General features: G+C 65.1%; 11 protein-coding genes and 1 tRNA gene. All 12 read right to left on the bottom strand.

Annotated elements, in window-relative coordinates; genetic code table 11:
- Positions 1 to 22 precede the first annotated feature (22 nt).
- The 12 genes from EDF28_RS06600 to EDF28_RS06545 all read right to left on the bottom strand — a co-directional run bounded on the left by EDF28_RS06600 (position 23) and on the right by EDF28_RS06545 (position 11,647).
- A complete protein-coding gene (locus tag EDF28_RS06600; protein ID WP_123937586.1) occupies positions 23 to 982 on the bottom strand; it encodes a LacI family DNA-binding transcriptional regulator in 960 nt (319 codons plus the stop codon).
- Between the two features lie 69 nt (positions 983 to 1,051).
- Entirely contained in the window at positions 1,052 to 2,830 is a 1,779-nt protein-coding gene (locus EDF28_RS06595) for an NAD(P)/FAD-dependent oxidoreductase (protein ID WP_260154621.1), read from the bottom strand.
- Between the two features lie 104 nt (positions 2,831 to 2,934).
- A complete protein-coding gene (locus tag EDF28_RS06590; RefSeq protein ID WP_123293772.1) occupies positions 2,935 to 3,129 on the bottom strand; it encodes a ferredoxin in 195 nt (64 codons plus the stop codon).
- A complete protein-coding gene (locus tag EDF28_RS06585) occupies positions 3,126 to 4,391 on the bottom strand; it encodes a cytochrome P450 (RefSeq protein ID WP_123293771.1) in 1,266 nt (421 codons plus the stop codon). The genes EDF28_RS06590 and EDF28_RS06585 overlap by 4 nt, the downstream gene beginning before the upstream one ends.
- Positions 4,392 to 4,413: 22 nt before the next feature.
- Positions 4,414 to 5,613, bottom strand: a complete 1,200-nt coding sequence (locus EDF28_RS06580; protein ID WP_123340197.1) for an NAD(P)/FAD-dependent oxidoreductase — start codon at positions 5,611 to 5,613, stop codon at positions 4,414 to 4,416.
- A 160-nt stretch (positions 5,614 to 5,773) separates the two neighbouring features.
- The gene (locus EDF28_RS06575; RefSeq protein WP_123293769.1) at positions 5,774 to 6,439 is read right to left on the bottom strand and encodes a TetR/AcrR family transcriptional regulator; all 666 of its coding nucleotides are present in this window, start codon (positions 6,437 to 6,439) and stop codon (positions 5,774 to 5,776) included.
- 138 nt (positions 6,440 to 6,577) lie between these two features.
- Positions 6,578 to 8,788: an MMPL family transporter gene (locus EDF28_RS06570; RefSeq protein ID WP_123340196.1), complete on the bottom strand. Its 2,211-nt coding sequence runs from the start codon at positions 8,786 to 8,788 to the stop codon at positions 6,578 to 6,580.
- A 152-nt stretch (positions 8,789 to 8,940) separates the two neighbouring features.
- Positions 8,941 to 9,600: a response regulator transcription factor gene (locus tag EDF28_RS06565; RefSeq protein WP_123293767.1), complete on the bottom strand. Its 660-nt coding sequence runs from the start codon at positions 9,598 to 9,600 to the stop codon at positions 8,941 to 8,943.
- Positions 9,597 to 10,769: a sensor histidine kinase gene (locus tag EDF28_RS06560; RefSeq protein ID WP_123937584.1), complete on the bottom strand. Its 1,173-nt coding sequence runs from the start codon at positions 10,767 to 10,769 to the stop codon at positions 9,597 to 9,599. The genes EDF28_RS06565 and EDF28_RS06560 overlap by 4 nt, the downstream gene beginning before the upstream one ends.
- 111 nt (positions 10,770 to 10,880) lie before the next feature.
- The gene (locus EDF28_RS06555) at positions 10,881 to 11,138 is read right to left on the bottom strand and encodes a hypothetical protein (protein ID WP_123937583.1); all 258 of its coding nucleotides are present in this window, start codon (positions 11,136 to 11,138) and stop codon (positions 10,881 to 10,883) included.
- On the bottom strand, positions 11,135 to 11,341 hold the full coding sequence (locus tag EDF28_RS06550; protein WP_123293764.1) for a hypothetical protein: 207 nt from the start codon (positions 11,339 to 11,341) through the stop codon (positions 11,135 to 11,137). Before EDF28_RS06550 ends, EDF28_RS06555 begins: the two co-directional genes overlap by 4 nt.
- A gap of 234 nt (positions 11,342 to 11,575) precedes the next feature.
- Positions 11,576 to 11,647, bottom strand: a tRNA-Gln gene (locus EDF28_RS06545).
- Positions 11,648 to 11,706 lie beyond the last annotated feature (59 nt).

Raw genomic sequence — 11,706 nt, 5'->3', positions numbered from 1 at the left:
GCGTCGGATCGTTCTCCTCGGGTCAGGTAGTACCACGCACGACGACCCGAAGCGGGTTCTCGGCCGGCTTCGGGTCGGTCGTTGTGAGCCCGAGTCCTTGGATGACTCGGTTGATACTTGACCGCGCCGCGCTCTCCAGATCGACGTGCACGGTCGACAGGGGCGGGATGGTCACTGCTGAGAGCGGGGTGTCGTCCATTCCGATCAGCGCGACGTCCTCGGGGATGCGGTACCCGCGTCGCGTTCCCGCGGCGAGCAGAGCAGTTGCGACGTCGTCGTTGTAGCAGGCAATCGCGACACCAGGCGCGGCAAGCGAATCAAGGGCGGCGTCTGCGGAGTCAGCGTTGATCTCGACACTCACGTTCAACGGGTCCGGGAGGCCGACGGCGCGGCAGGCGTCTCGCACTCCTGCCTCCCGGGCCTGACCGAAGGGGTCGTCACGCGCATCGTGAAGATGAGCGAACGCAAGGCGTTGGTGACCCTTCTCGATGAGGTGCTCAGCCTGCAAGCAGCCGATACTCCTGTTGACGTCGTCATCTGCGGCGCGCGGTCCCGGGTCGACGGCGAGGACCCCGTTCCGTTCGAGTAGCTCTCGCTCGAAGCTGTCGAAGAGCGTGAATGAGATCACGGCACGTGGATGCAGACCGCGGACCATCCGATTGAGTGACTCGGCCGATGCGGTCGGGAATCGCAGCAGGAGCGTCAGGCCACGATCGGCAAGCTCGTCGGTCGCTCGCTCGAACAGGTCCTGCAGGTTGCCGTGGAATGTCGTGTTGGGGATGAGGGCGATGACGATGTCGCTGGAACCAGTCGCGAGGGCCCGTGCCGCGACCGACGGCTGGTACCCGAGGTCGAGAGCGATCCGTTCGACCCGTTCGCGCGTCGCGGGTGAGAAACGTGCACCGCGACCGTTCAGGATTTGACTGACGGTCGCTCGCGAGACACCAGCGGTACGCGCCACGTCTTCGCTCCTGGTCACCATGCGGTCTCCTCCCGGCCGTGCCCAGCTTAATGGGGCGGTGACGCGCGATACGCGACCGACGAAGATCGTCTAACTGCTGGTGGATCCGACGAGTGCTGGATGGAGCACGGTCCTCATTTCCGTCTCACGCCAGCGTCGAAGCAACGAGTGGAACCGCACGGGACCGGGACTGTAGCTCCCGCCGCCGCGGCGGCGAGTCCCCTCGCCGTTGTAGTACCCAGGCGTGCACTCGGCGAGGAACGCCGCATTGTTCGTCTCGACGGCGCTGATTGTCTCGGCCCAAGCATCTTGCGCCTCTTGAGTCGGTTCGACGAAGCGGGCGCCCTCGCTTCTCGCTCGTCCGAGGATGGCGGCGATGTGGGTTGCCTGCTCCTGGAGGACGTGGACGAAGTTCACTGAGTTGGCGTTCTGCAGCGACCCGAGGTGGAAGAGGTTGGGGAAACGATGCGACATGAAGCCGTGGAGCGTCTTCGGCCCCTCCGCCCACGCCTGGAGGAGCTGGTCCCCGCCGCGACCGAGTACCGGTAGCGTCCCGGAGACGACTCCGGAGACGCCGGTCTCGAATCCGGTGGCGAAGATGACGCAATCGACTTCGTACTCGTTGTCGCCGACGACGACCGTGTGCTCCGTCATGGCGGTGATGCCGCCGCTGTCGGCCGTGTCGATCAGAGTCACGTTCTGCCGGTTGAAGGTCTGCAGGTACGTGTCGCTGAAAGTGGGTCGCTTGCACATGTACCGGTACCAGGGCTTCAGCTTTGCGGCGGTGCCGGCGTCGTCGACGATCGCGTCGACGCGGGCGCGGATCCGGTCCATCTTCTGCGCGTCTGCAACCTCGATGACGAGGCCTCGGTCTGGTGCATCGACCCTCTCGTCACTCTGACCGGTGAGCATCGTCCGTTGTAGGGCAGCGGTGGAGGTCCACCCGTCCTGGACGAGGTCGACGTCTGTCTCCTCGCCGGACACGACCGCGAGGAAGTTCTCCATTCGTTCTTCCTGCCAGCCGGGCGGCAGCGACTGGGTCCAGCCAGGCGGCAGGTCTCGGTTGTCCCGGACATCGACGCTGGACGGGGTGCGCTGGAACACGAAGAGGTGCTCAGCGGAGCGAGCGACCTGAGGAATGACCTGGATCCCGGTGGCGCCGGTGCCGACGACCGCGACCCGCTTGTCACGCAGCCCTCCGAGGTCGCCGTCCTGCGTGCCCCCCGTGTAGCCGTAGTCCCAGCGGCTCGTGTGGAAGGTGTGACCGCGGAACGTCTCGATGCCAGGGATCGCGGGGAGCTTCGGCTGCGAGAGTGTCCCAGACGAGACGACGACGTACCGTGCACGGAAGCTGTCACCACGATCGGTTGCGACCTGCCACTCGGCGTCGTCCTCGTGCCATCGCAGTTCCGTCACACGGGTGTGGAACAGGACGTCGTCGTACAGGTCGAACTTCCGGGCGATGGCCATCGCGTGCTTTCGGATCTCCTCACCCGGCGCGTAGCGCCTGGAGGGGATGGTGCCGACGTCCTCGAGCAGTGGCATGTAGATCGACGACTCGATGTCGCAGTGAACGCCGGGATATCGGTTCCAGTACCAGGTGCCACCGAAGTCGCCGCCCTCCTCGGACATGCGAACGGACGTGAAGCCGGCCTGCCGCAACTTCGACGCGGTGAGCAACCCACCGAACCCGCCTCCGACGACGAGCACTTGGACTGCACCGTGTTCCACGGTCCGTTCCTTGAGCGGCGTGTAGGGATCGGTCTCCCAGTATCCGAAGGACCCGCGGGTTCGTCGGTACTGCCGGAGCCCATCTGGCCGGATGCGACGGTCGCGCTCCTGCGCGTACCGCGCGCGGAGCGCAGGCATGTCGTTGGCGGTGGGGTAGGTCATGTTCCTCCAGAACGGGACGATCGGTGACGATGCGTGACCGCCTCGGTCGACGGCCGGTTGGTCGACGGTGAGTTCGCTCGTCAGTCTTCAAGCGCGATCGCGAGAGCCGGGCAGACCGCGACGGCGTCGCGGACCTCCTCGACTTCTTCTCCGGTCACGTCGTCCTTGAGGAGAAAGGCGATACCGTCCTCGTCTCGTTGGTCGAAGACGTTCATGGCAGCCATCACGCACTGACCGCTTGCGACGCACTTGTCTTGGTCGAGGATGACCTTCATCGGGTCTGCTCCTTCTCTTCCTTCTGTGGGTGAGCCGGGCACCAAGTGACCGGGAGTTCGTACACCCCGTAGACGGATCCGTCGTGCTTGAAGGGGATCGCGTCGAGGGTGGTGGCGAGTGTCAGCGTGGGGATACGTCGGAGCAGCGTGGCGTAGGCGACCTGCAGCTCCATTCGTGCCAGCGGTTGGCCGAGGCACTGGTGCACGCCGAACCCGAACGCAACGTGCGTTCTGGGGTTCCGTCCCACGTCGAGCCGGTTTGGGTCGCTGAACACGGCGTCGTCCCGGTTGCCGAGGTCGGTCGCCACGATGATCCCGTCGCCAGCGCGGATGGTGACGCCGTCGATTTCGATGTCCTCGACAGCGACTCGCTTACGCCCGTCGTGCGTGATGGTGAGGTAGCGCAGAAGCTCCTCTACCGCGGACGCCACGAGCGCGGGGTCGGGATCGTCGCGGAGTCGCGCCAACTCGTCAGGGTGTTCGATGAGCGCGAGCGTGCCGAGGGCGATCATGTTCGCCGTTGTCTCGTGACCGGCGATGAGGAGCAGGATGCCCATCTGCACAGCGTCGGACATCTCCAGCTCGCCGTCGGTGACGCGGCGGCCGAGGTCCGAGAGCAGGTCCTCGCCTGGTTCGGCGATCTTTCGGTGCAGGAGCTGCGCGAGGTAGGCGCCGAGCGATTCGAAGGCGCGACGCTGTTCCTCACGAGCGACACCGCGCTTGATGATGGTTCGACTGTGCTCCTGGAAGTCGTCGTGATCGCCATAGGGCACGCCGAGCAGCTCGCAGATCACCAGCGACGGGAGCGGAAGCGCAAATTCTTCGACGAGGTCGACTGGTCCGGTGCGGGAGAGCATCGAGTCGATCAGGTCGTCTGCGATCCGTTGCACTGCCGGTCGCATGACCTCGATGCGCTTCACCGCGAACGGCGCCGTCACCATCCGGCGCAATCGCGCGTGGTCGGGATCGTCCATGAGGATGAAGCTCAGACCGGAACCGCCGCCGTCGACAGGAGCCGGGGATGGGTAGCCGGGTCGGCTGATGTCCGCGCTGATGCGGGCATCAGCAAGGATCGTCCGCGCTTCAGCATGTCGAGTCACGTACCACGGCGTGGAACCGTCCCAGAGGCGAACCCTTCGAATCGGTCCCTGCTGCTGTTCATGGGTTGCCGCTGGAGATGGGTCGAACGGACATGCGCTCGCTCGCCGCATGGGGAACGCTGGCGGTTCAGCCTGCTGCGTCGATGCAATGACATCAGTCATCGGGTTTCCTTCCTCTCGGTGTTCAGATGACAGCGGCTTGACCGGCGAAGAGGTCAGTGAGCAGCGCGCTCGCGAGGCGTGCCTGCTTCGGCATCCCCCACCCCAGGACACCGACGGGTTGACCGGCCCGTGTGGCGAGCGCGACAAAGCGACCTTCCTCGATCGATCCCTCGATGACTGCGCTGTCATCTGCGTCGCCGGGGAAGCCGTACGCCTGGATCTTGATCCCGTACTGATCAGACCAGAAGTACGGAACCGGCACGTAGGGTGCTGCCGCGTTCGCGTCGAGGATGTTTCGGGTCACTGCCGCCGCTTGTTCCGTTGCGTTGGTGCGGTTCTCGAGCCGAAGGTCCCGGCCGAGGCCTTCGTGACGCCAGCGTGCGACATCACCAACTGCCCAGATCCCGGGTGCAGCGCGACAAAGACCATCACACAGGACACCGTCAGACACATCGAGACCGCTGTCGCTGAGCCACTCCGTGTTCGGTGTCGACCCGATCGCCACGATCACTCGACCAGCCTGAAGCTGTGTGCCGTCATCGAGTACGGCGCCGACCACGCTGCCGCGATCCGGCAGGAGTGATCTGACGCGGGACTCACCGCGCAGGACGACGCCCGCGTCTTCATGGCGGCTGCTGAGCAGGGCAGAACCGACGGAGCCGAGCTGGGCGAGCATCGGAGTCGGCTCCGGGCCGACAAGTGTGGTTGCGGACCCAGAAGCGACTGTCGCCGCGGCGATCTCGCTGCCAAGGACCCCGTTCCCGACGACGAGTGTGGGCACCGTCGATCGGAGCGACTCGCGGAGTTCGCGCGCGTCATCGAGCGAGCGAAGGACATGGACTCCGAGGAGGTCGTGCTGGAGAGGAAGCTGACGAGCACGGACACCGGTCGCAATGACGATGTTGTCGGCTGCGATGGCCTCGTTGCCCGCCGATACTGTTCGGCGCGCAACGTCAAGTCCGGTGGCGGAGTGCCCGAGACGGAAGACCGCGCCGAGGCCATCCAGCGACCGTTGCGGCCGGAGCATCACCTGCTCGAGGTCCCAGTGGCCGCTCAGGTACTGCTTCGACAGCGGCGGACGGTCGTACGGGGTGTGCTGTTCGTTGTCGAGCAACGTCAGCGGGCCGCTGTGCCCTCGTCGTCGCAGCCCTTCCGCAACAGCGATCCCCGCGGCGGACGCACCGACGATGAGCACGCTGCTGTCGATTGCAGATGTCGTCATGTATGCCTCCGCACGGAAGCCGAATCTGCGAGTCAGAGACGCTCCGTCAGGGGTAGTCAACTCCGACGAGCAAGATTTTCAAACACGTGATTTAGATTCTCACCGCTTTCTCACCCGCCCGTGCCCCACGGTCCCCTCAACGGAGGACCCACGGCCCAGGTCACGGCAGACGGTCAGCCGTGGGCAGATCGACGAACCACAGCGCGGAGATCGCGTTGGTGAGTGCTGCTGCGACATCCGACCAGTCGGACCAGATCCTGGGCCCTCCGCGCTCGAGGGACCGTTCGTGCTCCGCGATCATCTGCGTCAACAAGATCCGGCCCATGGCATTGCGTTCCGCCCGCACCTGCCGAGGGAGGTCGGGTAGGCAGCTCCTGATGCCTTCAGCGATGCGAAGGAGGCTCGGAGTCTCGCGCGCCTCGTCCATCGCGATGTCTGCCCACGCCGGGTCGGTGGCGACCTGTGCGCTGAACCGGCCGTACCAGGTGGGTGAGCCGAGTGCTGCGAGATGTGTCGTTGTTGCTCGCACGAAGCATCCGATCCAGTCACGAACGTCGGTGGACCCGTCGATGCGCGCAAGTTCCAGGAGACGCAGCTCGTTGATGCGCCGCTGGTGTCGTCCGAGGATGGCGCGGATGAGTTCGTGCTTGCTGCCGAAGTGGTAGCTGACGACTGCGGTGTTTCCTTGGCCCGCAGCCTCTCCGATCTGCCTGTTCGAGATGTGTGCGATGCCGTACTCCGCGTAGAGACGCTCGGCGGCGGTCAGGATCAGTTCTCGCGTTGCTGTGACGCGCTTGCTTCGAGCGCCTTCTTCACCGGTGGTCATCGCGATTCCTCTCCGCGATGAGATCGTAGCGACTGCGCTCGTTGGGCTGTGCGCGAATGGGACCTGCCGGTCAGTCGCAGGCAGACGACAGCGGGGGTACCGACGAAAGATTCGTCGATACCCCCGCTGTCGGGAATGTCAGGAGGCCTTGATCGCCTCTCGCTGCGGCTCAGTGTTGGCAGCCGTTTCGTCCTCGGTCAGGCTGTGACCCTCGGTGTCGAGATTCGGCACGATTCGCTCCAGCCACTTCGGCATCCACCATGCGGCGCGTCCGGCCAACGCCAGGAGCGCCGGCATCAGGACCATGCGGACGATGAACGCATCCGCTAGCACGCCGATCAGGAGTCCGAACGCGGTCTCCGACGCGAACGTCATCTCGCTCGACGCGAAGCCGCCGAACACGAAGGCCATGATCAGGGCTGCGGCGACGATCACCGGGCCGGACTTGCTGAAGCCCGCGAGGATGGCTTCCTTGGGCCGGAGCCCGGAGACGTACTCTTCGCGGATCCTGGAGACGAGGAAGACCTGGTAGTCCATGGCGAGTCCGAAGAGGACGCCGACGAGGATGATGGGGAGAATGCTGCCGAGGGGGTCGCCCTGGGGTGCGGCGATGATGAAGTCCAGCCACTTCCACTGGAACACCGCAGTGAGTGCACCGAGTGCGGCACCCAACGACAGCAGGTAGCCGAGGGTCGCGAACAGCGGTACGAGGAGCGACCGGAACATCACGACCAGCAGCAGGAACGACAAGACGACGATCACGACGACGTACTGGATCAGTGCCTTGTTCATCTGTGCGGTCGTGTCGAGACCGATTGCAGTTTCGCCGGTCACTTCGAGGTGCACACCACCGACAGAATCGGCTTGGTCGCGGATGTCGTGGACAAGGTCCTTCGTGCCGTCGTCGATCGGGCTGCCGTTCGGGATGACGGTGAACAGGGCCGTGTCACCGGAGGTGTCGATCTGGGCAGGGGTGACCATCCGAACGTGAGCGAGGTCATCGAGCGCGTTCTGCACGTCAGGAGCCTTGTCCTGAACGTCGTTGCCTTCGGCGAGGACGAGGAGCGGTGACTGCGTGCCACCGAACTTGTCCACGATGAGGTTGTACGCGTGGCGCTGTGTGGAGTCCGGGTTCGAGCCGCCCGGGATGTTTGCGGCGGTCTTCATGCTGAACAGCGGGATCGCAACGATGGCGAGAACTGCAACGCCTCCGATGAGCATGAGCAGGGGGTGCCGGGTGTTCGCCGTTCCCCAGCTGCGCAGGAACGAACGCTTCTTCGGGGCGACGTCGATCGTTCCGCCGGCGCGGAGCGTTTCGCGGTCCTTCTTCGGCAGGGCGCGAAGGCCGAGGCTCCGCAGGATGACGGGCAAGAGGGTGAGGGCTGCGAGCACGGCGATCGCGATTGCGAAGGCTCCTGCGAAGCCCATGTCCTCGATGGTGCTGATCCGAGTGACGACCAAGCCGACGAGCGCGATGATCACGGTGAGGCCAGCGAAGACGACGGCTGTGCCGGCCGTGCCCGTGGCGTGAGCGACGGCGTCCTCGACCTTGCGGCCGGCACGAAGCTCAGCGCGGAAACGTGTGAGGATGAAGAGCGAGTAATCGATGCCGACCGCGAGGCCGAGCATGCCTGGCAAACTGATCACGGTGGTGTCGAGAGGGTGGATTGCCGACCATGCGAGCACGCCGAGGATGCCTGCTCCGACGCCGCTGAGGGCGACAAGCATGTTGGCGCCGGCGGTGATGAGCGATCCGAAGGTCAGGAAGAGGATCAGAAACGCAACCAGGAGGCCGACGATCTCCCCGGCTCCGCCGATCGGGTAGCTGTCCTCGGCGATCTGCCCGCCAACTTCGATGCGAAGATCTGCGTCGTGCGAGTGAACGAAGGAGAGGACCTTGTCGTAGGTCTTCTCAGCGTTGCTGTCCGTGATGCCGCTGAACGTCAGCGTGGACACGGCGGTGGTCTGGTCCTTTGACACGTAGGGCTGCTGCTCGTCGAACGGGGAGGTCACGGACTCCACGTGCGGGAGGTCCCCCGCGGCGTCCACGATGCGAGTGACTCGGGACACGGAATCGGCGTCCGTGATGTTGGCGCCGTTGCGGCCTTCCATCACCAGCTGCAGGGTCTTTGCCTCCGAGCCGGAGGATTTCATGCCCGGGAACTTGTCTTGGAGTGTGTCCAGCGCCTTGGACGCGGGGGTGTCAGGGGCAGTGGTCTTCCCGCCGCCCAGGTCAGCTGATGTGGCGGTGATTCCGGTGAAGACGGCGATGATCAGCAGCCAAGCTGCGATCACGATCAAGCGGTGTCTGGCGCTGAATCGCCCGACAGCCGCGAGGAACTTCGGCATGAGTGCTCCTGAAGAATGAGGTGCCGCCCTGGAGGAACTCGGGCCGGCAGTTGATGTCTCAATCCTCGGGTGACGCAGTCGTCGGGGCGTCGTCCGTGCGAAGCGCCGTTCCTACTTCATCTGCAGTAGATGACGCTCCGATGTCCGGAGGGTCAGACGAGTCCAGCGCGGTAGGCGAAGGCGACGAGCTGAGCGCGGTCGCGCGCTGCGACCTTCGCCATCGCGCGGGTGGCGTGAGTCTTGACGGTGAAGGGTGAGACGAACATCGCTGCGGCGATCTGCTCATTGTCACCGCCCGCGGCGACGGCGATGACGACGTCGAGTTCGCGGGGCGTCAGCGCTGCGAAGCGCTGTGCGAGTTCGGCGTCGACTGGTCGTCGGGGACCAGTTTGGACGTGTCCCACGACCGCGCTCGACGCAGCTGGGGAAAGCACTGCATCACCCTGCACCGTTTGCCGGAGTCGCTCGAGGAGCGCGGCTGGGCCGACGCCTTTGCCGAGGAACCCGTTGGCACCGGCCTGGAGTGCGTCGAGAACCACGGCGTCGTCCTCGAAGGTGGTGAGGACGATGATCGGGAGTTGCTGCGCTGATCGTGTCGCTCGTACCCGTCGGGTTGTCTCGACTCCGTCGATCCCAGGCATCCGTACGTCCATCACGATCAGGTCTACGGCCTCGTGGTCGAGAATCCGTAGGGCCTCGAATCCATCGGATGCTTCGGCCACGACAGCGAAGTCCGGGCTGGAATCGATGATGGCTCGGAGACCGAGAAGGATCATCTCCTGGTCGTCGACGAGTAGTACGCGACAGGTCATGCTTGCTCCTCGGGGATGGTCACGAACACTGCGAACACGTCATCGTCGACGTCAATCCGAACGGTGCCACCAACAGATTTGACGCGCTCCTGCATGCCCATGATGCCGAACCCCGTTCCGTGAACATTCGATGCGTCCGGTCGGGTTGGGTTCGTCACCTCCACGTGCAGCGCACCGGCGGCAGCGTGGAGCGTGAGTGCTGCCTCGCCGGCGCCGTATCGATGAGCGTTCGTGAGCGCCTCTTGCACGACTCGGTAGACGGTCACGCCCACCGCGTCCGAGGTTTTCGGCAAGGGAGTTGGGATCTGCGCGTCGACGTCGAGACCGATCTCGGAGAACGATCGAACAAGCGCGGCCATGTCCTGGAGGTTCGGCAGCGGGCTCGATGCCGCGGCTGCGTGCTCGTCTGCGCGGAGAACCCGCAGGGTGTGCTGGGTTTCTGCGAGGATGCGTTGCGTGGCGGTCTGTGCGGCCTCGACGGATGCGGCAGTCCGTGAGTCAGTCGCCAGCCCGGATACGGCAATCGCCCCGAGATGCATGTTCACGACCGCGGTCTGGTGTCCGATGATGTCGTGGAGATCACGAGCGATACGGATGCGCTCCTCAGCGACTCGGCGAGTTGCCTCAATGTCTCGGGTGACGATCGCGTCCTCGGCACGTGCTCGCAACGCCTCCCAGGACCTGTACTGCTGGAACAACGCCGATCCGATGGCGCCTGCCGCGACGACGCTCAGAACTCCCGCAGCTCCGTCCCACTGGACAACCCGACCGTGGTCGAGGTAGCCGCTTGCGGCGACGATCCCGGCAACCACTCCCGCCGACAGCAACGTCGTTCGGAACGCCGGGGTGCCGGTAGCCGTGATGGCGAACAACGTGAATGCCACCACCGTGAACTCAGCGAGGGCGTCACGGTGCCCCAGTGTTGCCAGTGCGGTCCCCAGGAGGACTGCCCCGATGCCGACGTGAGGTCGCCGACGTGCCACTACGGCACCGACCGCGCAGACCACGGCTCCCGTGTATCCGAGGAACGACCCGCCGAGAATGATCGCGGTGGCGATCTCGACCAGCATCGCCGTGAAGCTGATGTACGGCATGGAGCGAGGTACCGCGCGCTGCGCACGCAGCCATCGGGGCGACTCGATCTCAGGTCGCTGAGGTTCGTCGTTCACGGTTTGATTGTGCCTGGAGAAGATCGGCGTGCGGCCTGCAGACGTCACATGCCTCGGATGTTCGGACGATGTCGTCCTCTGAGCCCTGTTCACCGCCGCGCGCCGGACCGTTCACCGATCGCCAACGGCAGCCTCGCGTTCGTCGGAGACCGGGGTGGCTGAGATGGTGTCGCGCGCCGTGGTCTCTCGCTCTGACGCTCGGCGCTCCGCGGGTTCCGCGGGTTCCGCGGGTTCTACGGATTTCGGGTACTCGAGCAGCACGGCAGTCATGTCGATCGGAACGGTGTCCTGCAAGAAGAGATCGTCCGGGCGGACGGTCTGTCGCAGCAGTACGGATTCCGCATCGGCGCGGCCGAAGCTCATCGTCATCGCGAGATCACCGTCACAGCGAGCTTCTCGACACCCATGGCGACGAGCACAACCATGAATCCGGCGAACCGGACCACCTCGGAAACGGTCATGAGTGTCCCCCAGGCGACCAGCTTGGGAACTCGGGCAGTGCGCGCCACGGCACCCTCAGCGGGACGGATGCGTTGCACAGTTGACGGTGTGGCGGACTGGATCGCGGTCATGATGACTCCTTTGTGCAGGGTCTAGCCCCGATGAGTTCATCCTCAGCGCCGGACGGCGGCTGGTCGTCGTCCGGCAAGACTCGATCGCCTACTGCAGATGGAGTAGACGGCTCCCGCGACCCCGTCTACCCCCTGATCTCGACCCCACCGACTTCGACAGAGTCACCGGCGGAGAGTTCACGGTCTGAGTGCAGGTCCGACGAGTGGCGTGGCACGAAGGCCGAACGCCCTCGGCTCCGCCTCCAGGATTCGAACCCGGACCTAACGGCACCAAAGGCCGTCGTGCTGCCATTACACCAAGGCGGAACGCACCCGTGGGTGCTCGTCCATCCTCCCATGACCGACGAGGCTGGCCGTCCGCCCCG

The sequence above is a fragment of the Curtobacterium sp. PhB137 genome (assembly GCF_003814955.1).
In the GTDB taxonomy this organism is placed as follows: domain Bacteria; phylum Actinomycetota; class Actinomycetes; order Actinomycetales; family Microbacteriaceae; genus Curtobacterium.
The sequence above is the reverse complement of the archived record's forward strand: the minus strand, read 5'-3'. Positions and strand labels throughout refer to the sequence as shown.